Annotated in this window: 17 protein-coding genes; 1 reads left to right on the top strand and 16 read right to left on the bottom strand. The window is 70.9% G+C overall.

Translation table 11 applies throughout. The annotated features are described in order from the left end of the window. The 15 genes from ACIQOU_RS13975 to proS all read right to left on the bottom strand — a co-directional run bounded on the left by ACIQOU_RS13975 (position 1) and on the right by proS (position 11,830). On the bottom strand, positions 1-1,617 hold the full coding sequence (locus ACIQOU_RS13975; protein WP_401536884.1) for a YifB family Mg chelatase-like AAA ATPase: 1,617 nt from the start codon (positions 1,615-1,617) through the stop codon (positions 1-3). A 1-nt stretch (position 1,618) separates the two neighbouring features. Further along, positions 1,619-2,023 carry a YraN family protein gene (locus tag ACIQOU_RS13980; RefSeq protein WP_401536886.1) on the bottom strand — a complete coding sequence of 135 codons (405 nt, stop codon included), beginning with the start codon at positions 2,021-2,023 and terminating at the stop codon, positions 1,619-1,621. A 100-nt stretch (positions 2,024-2,123) separates the two neighbouring features. Then, a complete protein-coding gene (locus ACIQOU_RS13985; RefSeq protein ID WP_003965949.1) occupies positions 2,124-2,432 on the bottom strand; it encodes a DUF2469 domain-containing protein in 309 nt (102 codons plus the stop codon). Positions 2,433-2,488: 56 nt separating this feature from the next. Next, positions 2,489-3,001 (bottom strand): NUDIX hydrolase, encoded by a 513-nt coding sequence (locus ACIQOU_RS13990; RefSeq protein ID WP_401536887.1) that lies wholly within the window; start codon positions 2,999-3,001, stop codon positions 2,489-2,491. Further along, positions 2,991-3,773: a signal peptidase I gene (gene lepB, locus ACIQOU_RS13995; protein WP_401536888.1), complete on the bottom strand. Its 783-nt coding sequence runs from the start codon at positions 3,771-3,773 to the stop codon at positions 2,991-2,993. The genes ACIQOU_RS13990 and lepB (ACIQOU_RS13995) overlap by 11 nt, the downstream gene beginning before the upstream one ends. Positions 3,774-3,902: 129 nt before the next feature. Beyond that, positions 3,903-4,859 carry a signal peptidase I gene (lepB, locus tag ACIQOU_RS14000; RefSeq protein WP_401536890.1) on the bottom strand — a complete coding sequence of 319 codons (957 nt, stop codon included), beginning with the start codon at positions 4,857-4,859 and terminating at the stop codon, positions 3,903-3,905. Beyond that, positions 4,747-5,853: a signal peptidase I gene (gene lepB, locus ACIQOU_RS14005; RefSeq protein WP_401537344.1), complete on the bottom strand. Its 1,107-nt coding sequence runs from the start codon at positions 5,851-5,853 to the stop codon at positions 4,747-4,749. The genes lepB (ACIQOU_RS14000) and lepB (ACIQOU_RS14005) overlap by 113 nt, the downstream gene beginning before the upstream one ends. Next, positions 5,846-6,562: a signal peptidase I gene (gene lepB, locus ACIQOU_RS14010; RefSeq protein ID WP_401536892.1), complete on the bottom strand. Its 717-nt coding sequence runs from the start codon at positions 6,560-6,562 to the stop codon at positions 5,846-5,848. Before lepB (ACIQOU_RS14010) ends, lepB (ACIQOU_RS14005) begins: the two co-directional genes overlap by 8 nt. A gap of 45 nt (positions 6,563-6,607) precedes the next feature. Next, positions 6,608-6,958 (bottom strand): 50S ribosomal protein L19, encoded by a 351-nt coding sequence (rplS, locus tag ACIQOU_RS14015; RefSeq protein WP_030797849.1) that lies wholly within the window; start codon positions 6,956-6,958, stop codon positions 6,608-6,610. A 133-nt stretch (positions 6,959-7,091) separates the two neighbouring features. Then, positions 7,092-7,925: a tRNA (guanosine(37)-N1)-methyltransferase TrmD gene (trmD, locus tag ACIQOU_RS14020; RefSeq protein WP_401536894.1), complete on the bottom strand. Its 834-nt coding sequence runs from the start codon at positions 7,923-7,925 to the stop codon at positions 7,092-7,094. Continuing rightward, positions 7,925-8,467: a ribosome maturation factor RimM gene (gene rimM / locus ACIQOU_RS14025; protein WP_401536896.1), complete on the bottom strand. Its 543-nt coding sequence runs from the start codon at positions 8,465-8,467 to the stop codon at positions 7,925-7,927. Before rimM ends, trmD begins: the two co-directional genes overlap by 1 nt. Positions 8,468-8,552: 85 nt before the next feature. Further along, complete coding sequence (locus ACIQOU_RS14030) at positions 8,553-8,792, bottom strand: RNA-binding protein (protein WP_093827906.1); 240 nt, start codon at positions 8,790-8,792, stop codon at positions 8,553-8,555. A 4-nt stretch (positions 8,793-8,796) separates the two neighbouring features. Continuing rightward, positions 8,797-9,222, bottom strand: coding sequence for a 30S ribosomal protein S16 (rpsP, locus tag ACIQOU_RS14035; protein ID WP_401536898.1), 426 nt, complete (start codon positions 9,220-9,222; stop codon positions 8,797-8,799). A 294-nt stretch (positions 9,223-9,516) separates the two neighbouring features. Beyond that, complete coding sequence (locus tag ACIQOU_RS14040; protein WP_401536900.1) at positions 9,517-10,113, bottom strand: hypothetical protein; 597 nt, start codon at positions 10,111-10,113, stop codon at positions 9,517-9,519. 301 nt (positions 10,114-10,414) lie between these two features. Beyond that, on the bottom strand, positions 10,415-11,830 hold the full coding sequence (gene proS / locus ACIQOU_RS14045) for a proline--tRNA ligase (RefSeq protein ID WP_401536901.1): 1,416 nt from the start codon (positions 11,828-11,830) through the stop codon (positions 10,415-10,417). A 186-nt stretch (positions 11,831-12,016) separates the two neighbouring features. Between proS and ACIQOU_RS14050 the strand changes: the two genes are divergently transcribed. Continuing rightward, positions 12,017-12,865, top strand: coding sequence for an SAM-dependent methyltransferase (locus ACIQOU_RS14050; protein WP_401536902.1), 849 nt, complete (start codon positions 12,017-12,019; stop codon positions 12,863-12,865). A 175-nt stretch (positions 12,866-13,040) separates the two neighbouring features. Here the strand turns inward: ACIQOU_RS14050 and ffh are convergent, their stop codons facing one another. After that, positions 13,041-14,585: a signal recognition particle protein gene (gene ffh / locus ACIQOU_RS14055; RefSeq protein ID WP_401536903.1), complete on the bottom strand. Its 1,545-nt coding sequence runs from the start codon at positions 14,583-14,585 to the stop codon at positions 13,041-13,043. Positions 14,586-14,714 lie beyond the last annotated feature (129 nt).

Raw genomic sequence — 14,714 nt, forward strand, 5'->3', positions numbered from 1 at the left:
TCACCCCGGTGCCCCGATGGTCATCGGTACCCCGCGGGGGACGCCCGTGCGGAGTTGCAGGGCGAGGGCGACGTCCGTGGCGTCGGGGCGGGCGTGGCCTGCGAGGTCGGCGACGCTCCAGGCGACGCGCAGGACCCGGTCGAGGCCGCGGGCGGTGAGGGCACCGCGTTCCAGGCAGCGTTCGGCCTCGTCCATGGCGCCCCGTTCCGCGTGCCAGCGGCTGCGCAGTTCGCGTCCGGGGACCTCGCTGTTGGTACCCCACGGGGTGTCCGCGAGCCGTGCGGCGGCGCGTTCCCTGGCCGCCCGGACGCGGCCGGCGACGGTCGCCGTGGACTCGCCCCGGGCGGCGAGCCCGGTGAGTTGGGACCGGGTGACCCGGTCCACCTGGACCCGTAGGTCGACCCGGTCGAGGAGGGGCCCGGACAGGCGGGCCTGGTAGCGGCGGATCGCGGAGGGCGCGCACTCGCAGAAGTCGTCCGTCTGCGTGAAGCGGCCGCACGGGCACGGGTTGGCCGCGAGCACCATCAGGAACTTCGCGGGGAACCGCACGACCCCCGCACTCCGCGCGATGACGACATGCCCCGCCTCCAGGGGCTGGCGCAGCGCGTCGAGGGCCCGGCTGCTGAACTCCGGGGTCTCATCAAGAAAAAGCACCCCGCGATGAGACAGCGAGACCGCTCCCGGCCGGGCGACCCCGGGTCCGCCGCCCACCAGCGCCTGCATGGTGGCCGAGTGGTGCGGGGCGCAGTACGGGGCGACGTCGATCATGGGCTTGCCCGGCGGCAGCAGACCCGCCACCGAGTGCACCGCGGTGACTTCGAGGGACTCCTGCCGGGTGAGGTCGGGCAGCAGCGCGGGCAACCGCTCGGCCAGCATCGTCTTGCCGGCTCCGGGCGCGCCCTCCAAAAAAAGGTGATGCCCGCCGGCCGCGGCGACCTCCACCGCCGTCCGCGCCGAGAACTGGCCGACGACATCGGCGAGGTCGTTCCCCTGGTCGAGCTGGGCCGTGTGCATCCCGGTGGCCGTGCCCGCGCCGGGGACGCGCAGTCCGGCCAGCAGCGGGTCGGGGCGGCCCTGCTCGTCCGGCGCCTCCTCGGGCACCGGTTCGTCGGTGAGGACGGCGATGAGCTGGCGCAGGCTGCGGACGCCGAGCACCGCCACCCCGGGCACCAGTGCCGCTTCCGCCGCGGCGCACTCCGGCACGACCACCTGCTCGTAGCCCGCGTCGGCCGCGGCGATCACCGCGGGCAGGATGCCCCGCACCGGCCTGACCCGCCCGTCGAGGCCCAGCTCCCCGATCATCACGAGGTCCACCAGCACCCGGGAATCGATCCGCTCGGTGGCCCCGAGGATCGCGCAGGCCACGGCGAGGTCGAACCCCGAGCCGCCCTTGGGCACCGAGGCCGGGCTCAGTCCCACCGTGAGTTTCTTCGACGGCCAGGCCGTACCGGAGTTGACCACCGCCGCCCGTACCCGGTCCCGGCTCTCGCTCAGGCTCTTGTCCGGCAGCCCCACCAGCGTGAACGCCGCCACGCCCGGCTCCAGGTCCGCCTGGACCTCGACGACGACTCCCTCGACGCCCACCAGCGCCACCGCACACGTCCGCGCGAAGCCCATCTCAGGCCACCCCCCGCGCGTGCTCGACCACGGGTGCGCCGCGCTCGGGGAGCAGGACGCCGACCAGGTCGATGCGGACGCCACCGGGCGGGGCCCCGCCGTGGGTCTGCGTCCAGCGCCCGGCGAGGTCGCGCAGCCGCCGCGCCTTCTCCGGGGTGACCGCGGCCATCGGGTGCTGGTACGAGCCGCCGGCGCGGGTCTTGACCTCGCAGACGACGAGGACGTCCCCGTCGTCCGCGACGATGTCGATCTCGCCGGTCCTGCCACAGCGCCAGTTGCGCGCCAGGACCGTCATTCCGGCCTCGGACAGCCGCCGCGCGGCCAGGTCCTCGCCGTACTTGCCCATCGCACTGCGTCGTGCGTTGCGTGTGTTCATGTGGGCACCACCTCCGGTGCTCACCGTCACGCATCCGCCACCAAGAAGTGGATCTTGGTGGACGGCTCAGCGATTGTGGACAACTCCGTCACTCACACGTGTGACACCGGCCCACGGATCGCGCCCCTCGTCAGCCCCCCGGCAGTTCGAGGTCGCTCTTGTTCAGCTCCTCGATGTTCACGTCCTTGAATGTGAGGACCCGGACCTGTTTCACGAAGCGGGCCGGCCGGTACATGTCCCACACCCAGGCGTCCGCCATGGACACCTCGAAGAACACCTCGCCCTGGACCGAGTGCACCTGCATCTCGTAGTCGTTGGTGAGGTAGAAGCGCCGCTCGGTCTCGATCACGTATTTGAACAGACCGACGACATCGCGGTACTCCCGGTAGAGCTTCAGCTCCATCTCGGTCTCGTACTTTTCGAGGTCCTCGGCGCTCATGGCATGTTCCCCTTCAGCCGTGCGATCCCACCATTGTGCGTCAGTACCGTGAGCCTCTAGACGATTTCCGTGTCAAGGATCTCGGGACTGTCCGGGGGACCTTCGTCGAGCAGTCTGGTCAGCAGCTCGGCGAGTCTGGTCGGATACACCGTCTCATGGGCCTGGCTCAGTTCCTCACACGTCCACCAGCGCGCTCCGGCGACACTGCGCCGTTCCAGCTCGGTGAGCCCGGCCGCCTCGGTCGCCGTCTGGGCCGTGCGGGCCAGCAGGAACCACTCGTCCTGATCCCAGCGCCGGCCCGCGAAGGGGAACGAGCACCTGCGCCGCCACAGCACCGGGCCGAGGTCGACCTCGGTGATCCCGGTCTCCTCGAAGAGTTCCCGCCGGGCCGCCTCCTCCAGCGTCTCGTCGCCCTCGACGCCGCCACCCGGCGTGAACCACCAGTCGTCCGAGGGGTCGTCCGGCTCATGGCCGTGCAGGAGCAGGACGCGGTCGTCGGGGTCGAACACCACCACCCGGGCGACCTTGCGCAGGCCCTCGGCGCCGGTACCGGCGGGGTCAGCGGGCACCCAGGGCCTCCGTCCCGCTGCGGGCGGCGCCACGGCGGCCGAACAGCTTCGCGAGGGGCCCGTAGGCACCGCCCCCGAGCACCAGCACCGCGCCCACCACGATGAGGGCGACGATCACCCGCAGCGGACCCGGCGTGGAGAGGCTGCCGAGGCTCGCGAACCCGGTGGGCCGCTGGAGCATCCCCTCCAGCGGCCACACCACGGCGTCCACGCGGGCCTTGACGGCGTCACGCGCGACCGTGCCGCTGGCCGCGTCGGTGAGGTGGGCGGTGGAGTCCAGCGAGCCCTGGCGTTCGTCGCCGAGCAGGAACAGTCGCCCCGCCGGCACCTTCACGGTCGCGAAGCCGGTGACCTCGGCGGCGCTGCCGGCCGGCAGATAGGGCTCGTCGATCGGCTTGCCGTCGACGGTCAGCTTGCCGTCGGTGCAGCAGGCGACCGTGTCGCCGCCCACCGCCACGACCCGCTTGACGAGGGACGCGTTGGTCACCCAACTCGTGTCGTCGAAGACGACGACGTCACCCCGGCGGACCTCGGCGCCGTCGACCCGCTGGGCCAGCACCCGGTCGCCCGCGGCGATCGTCGGTGCCATGGAACTGGTGGGCACGGTGTACGGGCGGTAGGCCACCGCTCCCCAGGCGAAGCCGCCGAGGAACAGCACGATGCCGAGTCCCACCGCGATACCGGACAACCGCTCCCCGAGCTTGCCCGCGCCCCGCGTGAGGCCGGTGCCGGCGCCGCGCGGGGCCGTACGTGTCGTGCTCTCGCCACCCATGGGTCCGCACCCTACCCGGCGGTACGGGAGCCGGTCAGCCCTTCCCCCGAGGCCGGGAGGCAAAGGCTCCTCAAACGCTTTCGCCCCCGGAGAGGAGGTCTCCGGGGGCGAATCACGCACCGTGCCGCGCTAGCGCGTCTCGGCCGGGGCGATCCGGCGACGGCGCCACAGGGCGATCGGCGCGACGCCGACCAGCGCGACGGCGTTCGGCGCGATGGTCAGGGCGGCGGCGGACGCCTTCTGGTCGTTCAGACCGGCCTGGTCGAAGGTGTCCGGGATCGGCAGGGTGCTCCAGCGGTTGATCGGCCAGGCGATCACGATGGCGCGGCCGACGACGTCCTTCACCGGGACCATGCCGTGGTTCGCGTCGCTCTGGTTGTAGCGGGAGTCCCGGGAGTTCTGGCGGTGGTCGCCCATCACCCAGAGGTAGCCCTTGGGGATCTTCACCGTGAACTGGCCGCCCTGGTCGTCCACGCTGCACGGGGTGTTGCCCGGGTAGACGAACGACGCGTCGTTCAGCGCCTTGCCGTTGACCTTCAGCGGGCCGGTGCCCTTGCAGGAGACGGTGTCGCCGCCGACGCCGATGACCCGCTTGATGAGGTCCTTCTCCTCGGCCGACGGCATCAGGCCAATGAAGCTGAGGACCTTCTGCAAGGCGTTCGGGTTGGCCGTGGGCTCGCCCGCCAGCCAGTTGTCCGGGTCGTGGAAGACGACGACCTCGCCGCGCTCGGGCTCGGAGCCGAACCACGGGGTGAGCTTGTCCACCAGCACCCGGTCGCCCTGCTGGAGGGTGTTCTGCATCGAGTCCGACGGGATCGAGAACGCCTGCACCAGGAACGTCTTGATGAGCAGGGCGAGGACCAGCGCGATGCCGATCAGGATCGGCAGCTCCTTCCAGAAGGAGCGCTGCTGCTTCGGCCGCTTCCCGCCGCCCTGCCCGTCGTTCCTGGTCCGCTCGTCGGCCGCTGCGCCGTCACTCCCGGGGGTCACAGCGCCGTCCGCCGTCGGGTCGGCCTCGTCCACGGGGTGTCCGCGGTGCTCCTCGCCGTCGTGTCCGGATCGTGCGCCAACCGCCACATCCCCCACGCCAACTCCTAACTCTGTGCCGCTGCCTGCCCCAGGTCCGGCGCAGGCCCACCACTCCCATAACGAGCGGGAGTTCCGCAGGGGTCGGGAGGAGGGTCGTTCCGTTCGGATCGTCGGAGGCAACCCTATGCGACGGCTGGGCGGCCCCGGTCGCCCCCGAGGCCGAGTTGGTCACCGAGGAGAAAGTTTTAGGTTCCTTGAGGGTGTTCCAGTGACCGAACGGCCAGGCGATGACCATGGCCCGTCCCACCACGGAGTCCAGGGAGACGGTGCCGCCGTAGTCGGTGTCCTGGTGGACGCGTGAGTCCGCGGAGTCGGCCCGGTGGTCCCCCATCATCCACAGCCGCCCCTTGGGGACGGTGATGTCGAACTCCTGTATGGAGGGCGCGTTCCCGGGATACAGGTAGGAACCTTCGCTCAGGGGAACGCCGTTGACGGTCACCCGCCCCTGGGAGTCACAGCACTTGACCCGGTCGCCGCCGACCCCGACGACCCTCTTGATGAGGTCCTTCTCGTCGGCGGACGGCAGCAGGCCGATGAAGGTGAGGCCTTCCTTGACCTGTTTGACGACGATGGGGTCGTCCTGCTTGGTGGTGGTCTGCTCGTCCGCGAGCCAGCCGCCGGGGTCCTTGAAGACGACGACGTCACCGCGCTGGGGCTCGGAGCCGAACCAGGGCGTGAACTTGTCGACGAGGACCCGGTCGCCGACCTGGATCGTCTGTTCCATGGAGCCGGACGGGATCACGAAGGCCTGGAGGAGGAACGTCTTCAGCACCAGGGCGATCAGGACGGCGACGCCGATCAGCAGCGGGACCTCCTTGACCGCGCTGCGCTGGCGTCGTCGTTTCACCTTGCGCTGGAGCTTGCGGCGCTCGGCGCGGCTGCGGCCACCGCTCGGGGCGGCGGCGGGCGCGGTGGCGCGCCGGGAGCCGGTGGGCAGCAGGTTGGCCGCCGCGCTGTCGGAGGCTCCGCGCGGGCGGCCCCGGTTACCCATGGACACCGCCGGCGGCGGGTACGCGCGCGTAGGCGACGGGGCGGTGCAGGCGGGTCCAGTGGGCGGTGGGCCAGACGATCCAGTCGGCCCGTCCGACGACCCGGCCGACCGGGATCATGCCGCCGCCCGGGGAGCCCAGATGGTCGCGGGAGTCGCTGGAGTCGCCGCGGTGGTCACCGAGGACGAACAGGGTCCCGGCGGGCACGGCCACGTCGAAGGGGACCGTGGACGGGCTGTCGCCCGGGTACAGGAACGTCGACTCGTCGACCGACCGGCCGTTCACGCTGATCCTCCCCGCCTTGTCGCAGCAGACCACGTGGTCTCCCCCCACCCCCACAACGCGCTTGATGTAGTCGCCGTTCCCGAAGTATCCGGTGCCGTCGAAGACCACGACATCACCGCGGCGCGGCGCGGCTCCGAAACGGTACGCCACCTTGTTTACGAGAACGCGGTCCCCGATCCTCAATCCCTGTTCCATGGAACCGCTGGGAATCTGGAAGGGCTGGACCACGAAGGCGTTCAGCAGCAGCGAGAACACCAGGCAGCTCAGGAGGGTGGCGCTGATGAGGCCGCCGGGCAGCCAGCGGGCGACGCGGTCGTGCAACGAGAAGCGCGACCGTCCCTCCGGTCCTTCCGGGTCCGAGGTGGCCTCGGGTGCGGAAGGGTGGGAGGAGCGGTCGCGCTCCGTCGACTGTGCTTCGGTGTCCATCGGGGCCAGATGTTATCCGGCCCCGCTGTGACGGCCCGAGGTCGTTCAGTTGTCGCGCTTCTCCTTGATCTTCGCGGCCTTGCCGCGCAGCTCACGGAGGTAGTACAGCTTCGCGCGACGGACGTCACCGCGGGTGACCAGCTCGATCTTCTCGACGATCGGCGTGTGCACCGGGAAGGTGCGCTCGACGCCGACGGAGAAGGAGACCTTGCGGACCGTGAAGGTCTCGCGCACGCCGGCGCCCTGGCGGCGGATGACGACGCCCTTGAACTGCTGCACACGGGAGCGGTTGCCCTCGATGACGCGCACGTGGACGTTGACGGTGTCGCCGGGGCGGAACGCCGGGATGTCGCTGCGCAGCGATGCGGAGTCGACGGTGTCGAGCAGGTGGGACATGTCGTCTGCTTTCTTCGTTGATGCCACAGGTCATCAACGGAAGGTTGAGTTCCAAGAAGGGGGTCGTGCGGTCGGGCGGACGTCGTGTCCCCCTGTGGCAGGGGCGCACGCCGGACGGACGCACAACAGCGACCTATTGTTCCACGGCCTCGTGCCTGCGCCAAAATCGGCCGTAGGGTTCCCCGGCCGGATCGGGGGCCCAGCCCAGGATGGAGAGCATCTCGCGGTCCTTCTTGTCGAAGGCCTTGGGGTCGCAGCGCTCGATCAGGTCGGGCCGGTGGGCGGACGTGCGCGCGAGGGCCTCGTCCCGCCGCCAGCGCGCGATCTTGCCGTGGTGGCCGCTGAGCAGCACGTCCGGGACGTCCCGGCCGCGCCAGAGCGGCGGCTTGGTGTAGATGGGGCCTTCCAGGAGGTTGGCCATGGCGCCGGGCGCGAAGGAGTCGTCCCGGTGCGACTCGGCGTTGCCGAGGACGCCGGGCAGCAGCCGGGCCACGGCCTCGGTGATGACCAGCACCGCGGCCTCGCCGCCGGCCAGCACATAGTCGCCGATGGACACCTCATGGACCGGCATCCGGGTCGCGTACTCGTCGATGACCCGCCGGTCGATGCCCTCGTAGCGGGCCGGCGTGAACAGCAGCCAGGGCCGCTCGGACAGCTCGACGGCGAGTTCCTGGGTGAACGGCCGTCCGCTGGGCGTCGGCACGATCAGCGCGGGTGCGCCGAAGCCGGCCTCGTAGCCGTCGGCGAGGGCGGCGTCGAGGGCGTCGCCCCAGGGCTCGGTCTTCATGACCATGCCGGGTCCGCCGCCGTAGGGGGTGTCGTCGACGGTGTTGTGGCGGTCGTAGGTCCACTCCCGCAGATCGTGCACGTGGACGTCGAGCCGGCCCCGCGCGCGTGCCTTGCCGACCAGGGAGACGTTCAGCGGGTCGAGGTACTCGGGGAAGATCGTGACGACGTCGAGGCGCATCAGGACTCGTCCCGGGTCGACGCGATCTCGGCGGCGTCGTCGATCAGCCCGGGGGGCGGGTCGATGACGGCACGCTGTTCCTCCAGGTCGATCTCGGTGACGATCTCTCCGACGAACGGGATCATCACCTCGCTGCCGTCCGGGCGCTCCACGATGAACAGGTCCTGGGAGGGCAGGTGGGAGATCTCGGTGATCCGGCCGACCTCCGTGCCGTCCACGGTGACCACGTCCAGGTCCATCAGCTGGTGGTCGTAGTACTCGTCCTCGCCGTCCGGCAGTTCCTCCGGGTCGATCTCGGCGATGAGCAGGGTGTTGCGCAGCGCCTCGGCGCCGGTGCGGTCGGTGACCCCCGCGAAACGCAGGAGCAGCCGACCGCTGTGCACGCGCCCGGTCTCGATGGTGAGCGGGCCCGTGGAGGCGGGGTCGGTGGTGAGGACGGCGCCGGGGCCGAGCCGCAGCTCCGGCTCGTCGGTGCGGACCTCGACGGTGACCTCGCCCCGGATGCCGTGGGCACGGCCGATCCGTGCGACTACCAGCTGCACTTGTGACGTTCTCCTGTTCTGACGACAACGGGCCGGGGACGGCCCACTGGCCCTCCCCGGCCCGAGCCGGTGCTGCGATGCGACGTCAGCGGACGTTGTCCACGTCGACGAGGTCGACCCGGACTCCGCGACCGCCGATGGCACCCACGACGGTACGCAGGGCGCGCGCGGTGCGGCCGTTGCGGCCGATCACCTTGCCGAGGTCGTCGGGGTGGACCCGGACCTCCAGCACGCGCCCACGGCGCAGGGTGCGCGAGGCGACCTGCACTTCGTCGGGGTTGTCGACGATGCCCTTCACGAGGTGCTCAAGAGCCTCCTCAAGCATGCTCTCAGGCCTCGGTCGACTCGGAAGCGGACTCGGCGGCGGCCTCGTCCTTCTTCTCAGCCTTCTTCTTCTGGGTGATGGCCTCACCCTTGTTGTCGTTGTCGCCACCGAGGGCCTCGAACGACGGACGCGCGGGCTTCGGAGCCGGCTGGAGCAGCGGAGCCGGGGCGGGCTCGCCCTTGTACTTCTGCCAGTCGCCGGTCTTCTTCAGGATGGCGAGGACGGGCTCGGTCGGCTGCGCGCCGACGGAGAGCCAGTACGCCACGCGGTCCGCGTCGACCTCGATGCGCGAGGGGTTCTGCACCGGGTGGTACAGACCGATCTCCTCGATGGCCCGGCCGTCACGGCGGGTACGGGAGTCGGCGACGACGATGCGGTAGTGGGGCGAACGGATCTTGCCCAGACGCTTCAGCTTGATCTTGACTGCCACGGGAGTGGATTCTCCTGATTTTGACGTGATGGGGCACGGCAGATGGCCGCGTGGGGTTGCGGTACCCGAATGCCCCGATGGACGCGTCAGCCGGAGGAGAGAGGGGTCCTGTGCGACTGTCGAGTACAGCTAGCCATTGTGCCACAGCCCGGGGACACCCCCGCCCGGGGTGTCCCCAGGGCATGCCTGACGGGCACCCGACGTCTCGGATGCCCGTCAGACCACGCACGTCACCGGGGCGGAACGCCGCTTCGGCGGCCGGTGGGGACGACTGCCACGAACAGCCGTCTCCACTCAGGCCGCGCCCACGACCTCCGGAATCCGGAACGGTTTCCCGCAGCCCCCGCACACGATCGGGGCCTGGGCCAGCACGGACGGGACGACCCGTACGTTGCGACCGCAGTCGCAGACGGCCTTGACCCGGACGCCGCCCCCGGAGGAGCCGTGCCGGGCCGCCGGGCCTCGGAAGGAGCGGGCGGTGTCGGAGGAGGTGGCCGCGGTGTGGGCCTTCAGCGCGCGCTGGAGGCGTTCCATCGTCGGCCGGTAGCGGCGTTTGGCTTCCGGATTGAGGGTGACGAGGGAGAAACCGCTGCTCGGATGCGGTTCCTCGGGGTGGTCCAGGCCCAGTTCCTCGGCGATCGCGAGGAATCTGCGGTTGTGGTACCGGCCGGCCCGGGAGGTGTCGCGTACGCCGCGGGCGGCGGCGACGCCGTGGACTGCCTCATGGAGCAGTCGCTCGAAGGAGAGCTCGTGACCGCAGGCGGACGAGGACTCCCCGATCAGGGACTCTGGCGCGGCGAGGTCTGGCAGCTCGGGGTGGTACCGCTGAATATCGGCCCACGCCTGTGCCAGCTCCGCGGCGAGAACAGGTGGTGTCTGTGTCGTGCTCACGTAATGACAACGAGCGGAGGTGCCCCTGTGTTCCTATTCCGGGCCATCCCAAATATTTTGCACGTACCCGTCAGTTGCCCCTGATGTGTCCTGACGAGGGCGGGTGCGCTGATCTGCGGAGAAGCCTCACAGCTCATCCCAAGCCGGTGCGTAGGCTGACGTACGCACCGGCGCGTAGGCGATGTCCACGCGCCGGTGCGACCATGATCCGTCGCCGCGCAAGAGCCTTTTTCGGCCGCGTCCGCCCCGCCCAACTCCCCACGTGGGGACCGGAACCGGAGCGGTGACCGGCGGACCGGTGTCAGTACGCGCGGGCCACCACAGCGACGTTACCGGGCGCGTCGTCCGCTGTCGGCACCGCCCCGTCCGCGCCGACCAGACAGCGCACCGTCACCGCGTGCTCGGCCAGCCTCTCCTCGCCCTCCGGGCCCAGCGCCGCCCACGGGATGCGCGCCCAGCCCCCGGCGGTGGCCGCCTCCACGGCCTCCTCGAACGTCGACACCTCCGAGGTCCGGGACACCCGGCGCTCCCGGGACTGCGTCAGCAGCAGCGCCTGGTCCGCTTCGAGAATCCCCGGCAGCAGCGCGGCGACCGACTCCAGCGCGACCGGCTCCTTGCCGCCCGGAATCCGCCGCACCAGCATCGCGGTGCCGTGCTCCAGGTCGCGCGGGCCGATCTCGACGCGCACCGGCACGCCCTTCAGCTCCCAGTCGACGGCACGGCGGCCGAACGGCGTGTCCGTGCGGTCGTCCACCTGGACCCGAATCCCGGCGGCCTTCAGCCGGGCGCCCAGCTCGCGGACCCGGGCGAGGACCGCCTCGTCGTCCTTGATGGCGACGACGACCACCTGGACCGCCGCCAGCCGGGGCGGGACGCGCAGGCCGTGGTCGTCGCCGTGGGTCATCACCAGGGCGCCGACCATCCGGGTCGTCGAGCCCCAGGAGGTCTGCCAGACGTACTCCTCCCGGCCGTCCCTCGACAGGTACCGGGTGTGGAAGGCCTGGGCGAAGTTCTGGCCCAACTCGTGGCTGGTGGCGAGCTGGAGGGCCTTGCCGTCGCCCATCATGCCTTCCAGGGTGAGGGTGTTGATGGCTCCGGCGAAGCGTTCCCTGGCCGTCTTGCGGCCCGGCACGACGTCCATGGCGAGGACGTTCTCCATGAAGTCGCCGTACACGTCACGGTGGATGTGCGCGGCGTACGCGCGGGCGTCCTCGTAGGTGGCGTGCGCGGTGTGGCCCTCCTGCCACAGGAACTCCGTGGTGCGCAGGAAGACCCGCGGGCGCAGCTCCCAACGGACCACGTTCGCCCACTGGTTGATCAGCAGCGGCAGATCGCGGTAGCTCTGCACCCACTTCGAGAAGTAGTCGTTGACGATCGTCTCGGAGGTGGGCCGGACCACGACCGGCTCGTCGAGTTCCTTGCCGCCGGCGTGTGTGACGACCGCGAGTTCGGGTGCGAACCCCTCGACGTGCTCGGCCTCCCGGGTCAGGTAGGACTGCGGGATGAACAGCGGGAAGTAGGCGTTCTGGGCGCCCGATTCCTTGATCCGCGCGTCCATCTCCTGCTGCATCCGCTCCCACAGGCCGTACCCGTACGGTCGGATGACCATGGTGCCGCGCACCGGGCCGTTGTCGGCCAACTCCGCCTTGTTGATGAGGTCTTGGTACCAGCGCGGGAAGTCTTCGGCCCGCGGTGTGAGAACGGGGGGCTTTGCCATGGCGCGATGGTACGGGTCCACGTTGCCGGAATGTGAATTCTCGCCACTCGCGCGTACGAGCGCCAACCGGACGCCACAACCCCTGGACGCGGCTCGTCGCACGGAGTTACCTGGCATACGGGGGGCGTCACGGGGGGCCACGGAAACGAGCACTGCACCGACTCTCGGCGGATTGGGGCGCTTCATATGACACCGACGCTCGTGCGGCAACACCCACCGCACGCGGGGGAGATACCCCGCGTGGACCCGTACGCACGCGCGCGTGACTGGTCGGAGATCCAGGAGCGGATGCTCGTCCCGCTCTTCGAGGCCGTCCACGCACGACTGGAAGTGGCCGCGGGCACCCGCCTGTTGGGCCTCGGCTGCGGCTCGGGGCTCGCCCTGCTGATGGCGAGCGCCCGGGGCGCGCACGTCACCGGCGTGGAACCCGGCTGCCCCGAGCGGCTCGCTCTCGCGCGGGAACGGCTGCTTCCTCGCGCACGCGCGCGTGCCGCCGTCCGGCTGGTCCACGGTTCGCCCCGGGACGCGGCCGACCCGCAGGCGCCGGCGTTCAGCGTCGTCACCGCCTTCGAACCGGTGGGCTGCCGGGACGGCGACGCGGAGCGGCTCGGCGGGCTTCTGCGGGCGGCGGTGCCGCTCGCCGCTCCGGGGGCGCCCGTCGTGCTCACCGGCTGGGGCCCGCCGGAGCGCTGCGCGACGACCTCCGTGCTGCGGGTGGCCGGGCATCTCGCGGACTCGCCCGGCGCCCAGGACAGGTGGCGTTCGGCCCGCCGCGACGACCTGGAGGACATCGCCGAGCGGGCCGGGCTGCGGGTCGACGGATCGGGCCGGGTCTCCTGCCCGTTCGGCTACGCCGACCTCGACAGCGCCGTGCGCGGCCTGCTCTCCACCGGCCTCTTCGACGCGGCGATCACCGCGACCGACCAGGCGCAGGTGGACAAGGAGATGGCCGAGGCGCTGCATCCGTATGTGCGCCCGGACGGCACGGTGTGGATGCCGAACGTCTTCCGTTACCTCATCGCGCGCGTGCCCTGACCCGGCCACAGGTCCGTCTCCCCCGGGGTCCCGTTCTCCAGGCGGGGCCTGGGCGAGGGCGTCCAACCGGCCCCGGCGCTGGCCGGGTTCGCGGCGCGAACGATGCCGGGGGCGCCCCTGGACGAGGGGCGCCCCCGGCGTCGTTCGGCCGGTGAAACCACCGGCCGGTGAAGCGTCAGCCCATGAACTTCTTGAACTCGTCGGGCAGTTCGAAGTCCTGGCCGCCCGGCAGGCCGAGGGCGTCGCCGCCCTGGGGCCCGGCGGCGCGGCGGGCGGCGGCCTCGTCCTCCTGCTGCTTGCGCTTCATCGGGTTGCCGGAGCGCTGCTTGCCCTTGGCCTGCTTCTGCTGCTTCTTCTGCCGGCCGGGGCCACCGCCCATGCCGGGCATCCCGGGCATTCCCGGCATGCCGCCGCCCTGGGCCATCCGGGACATCATCTTGCGGGCCTCGAAGAACCGCTCGACCAGGCCCTTCACCGCGCTGACCTCGACGCCGGAGCCCTTGGCGATACGGGCGCGGCGGGAGCCGTTGATGATGTGCGGGTCCTGGCGCTCGCCCGGGGTCATCGACTTGATGATCGCGGCGGTGCGGTCGACATCCCGCTCGTCGAGGTTGTTGATCTGGTCCTTGATCTGGCCCATGCCGGGGAGCATGCCGAGCAGCTTGCTGATGCTGCCCATCTTCCTGACCTGCTCCATCTGGGCCAGGAAGTCGTCCAGGGTGAAGTCCTGGCCCTTCTTGGACGCCAGCTTGGAGGCCATCTTCTCGGCCTCTTCCTGGCTGAACGTCTTCTCCGCCTGCTCGATCAGGGTGAGCAGGTCACCCATGTCGAGGATGCGGGAGGCCATCCGGTCAGGGTGGAAGGCGTCGAAGTCGTCGAGCTTCTCGCCGTTCGACGCGAACATGATCGGCTTGCCGGTCACCGAGGCGATCGACAGGGCCGCGCCGCCGCGGGCGTCGCCGTCGAGCTTCGACAGGACAACGCCGTCGAAGCCGACGCCGTCGCGGAAGGACTCGGCGGTGTTGACGGCGTCCTGGCCGATCATGGCGTCGACGACGAAGAGGATCTCGTCGGGCGAGACCGCGTCGCGGATGTCGGCGGCCTGCCGCATCAGCTCCTCGTCGATGCCGAGGCGCCCCGCGGTGTCCACGATCACGATGTCGTGGACCTTGGTCTTCGCGAACTCGATGGAGTCCTGGGCGACCTTCACCGGGTCACCGACGCCGTTGCCCGGCTCGGGGGCGTAGACGGCGACGCCGGCCCGCTCGGCGACGACGCTCAGCTGGTTGACGGCGTTGGGGCGCTGGAGGTCGCAGGCGACGAGCAGCGGCGAGTGGCCCTGCCCCTTCAGCCAGTGGCCGAGCTTGCCCGCGAGGGTGGTCTTACCGGCGCCCTGGAGACCGGCGAGCATGATGACGGTCGGCGCGGTCTTGGCGAAGCGCAGCCGCCGGGTCTCGCCGCCGAGGATCGTGACGAGTTCCTCGTTGACGATCTTGATGAGCTGCTGGGCCGGGTTCAGGGCCTTGGAGACCTCGGCCCCGACCGCCCGCTCCTTGACCTTCTTGATGAAGGTGCGTACGACGGGGAGCGCCACGTCCGCTTCGAGGAGCGCGATGCGGATCTCACGGGCCGTGGCGTCGATGTCCGCCTCGGACAGCCTGCCCTTGCCCCGCAGGGACTTGAAGGTGGCTGACAGGCGGTCGGAAAGAGTATCGAACACGGCGGCGTCGGTCCTTGGGGTCGGCGACAGTCTGGGCTGCCCTCCAGGGTATCCGGCCCCGCAAGCGATTCGTCCCCGCCTGCCGGTTACGGAGAACTGCGGCAGACGGGGACGCGAGCGGGGCGGAGG

It is taken from the genome of Streptomyces sp. NPDC091279 (assembly GCF_044757465.1).
Taxonomy (GTDB): domain Bacteria; phylum Actinomycetota; class Actinomycetes; order Streptomycetales; family Streptomycetaceae; genus Streptomyces.

Excerpts from the sequence above, each read along its gene's own strand:
- ACIQOU_RS13975 (WP_401536884.1), bottom strand. The coding sequence starts at position 1,617 with ATGGGCTTCGCGCGGACGTGTGCGGTGGCGCTGGTGGGCGTCGAGGGA.
- ACIQOU_RS13985 (WP_003965949.1), bottom strand. The coding sequence starts at position 2,432 with ATGAGCGCCGAGGACCTCGAAAAGTACGAGACCGAGATGGAGCTGAAG.
- lepB (WP_401536888.1), bottom strand. The coding sequence starts at position 3,773 with ATGGGTGGCGAGAGCACGACACGTACGGCCCCGCGCGGCGCCGGCACC.
- lepB (WP_401537344.1), bottom strand. The coding sequence starts at position 5,853 with ATGGGTAACCGGGGCCGCCCGCGCGGAGCCTCCGACAGCGCGGCGGCC.
- lepB (WP_401536892.1), bottom strand. The coding sequence starts at position 6,562 with ATGGACACCGAAGCACAGTCGACGGAGCGCGACCGCTCCTCCCACCCT.
- rplS (WP_030797849.1), bottom strand. The coding sequence starts at position 6,958 with ATGTCCCACCTGCTCGACACCGTCGACTCCGCATCGCTGCGCAGCGAC.
- trmD (WP_401536894.1), bottom strand. The coding sequence starts at position 7,925 with ATGCGCCTCGACGTCGTCACGATCTTCCCCGAGTACCTCGACCCGCTG.
- ACIQOU_RS14030 (WP_093827906.1), bottom strand. The coding sequence starts at position 8,792 with ATGCTTGAGGAGGCTCTTGAGCACCTCGTGAAGGGCATCGTCGACAAC.
- proS (WP_401536901.1), bottom strand. The coding sequence starts at position 11,830 with ATGGCAAAGCCCCCCGTTCTCACACCGCGGGCCGAAGACTTCCCGCGC.
- ACIQOU_RS14050 (WP_401536902.1), top strand. The coding sequence starts at position 12,017 with ATGACACCGACGCTCGTGCGGCAACACCCACCGCACGCGGGGGAGATA.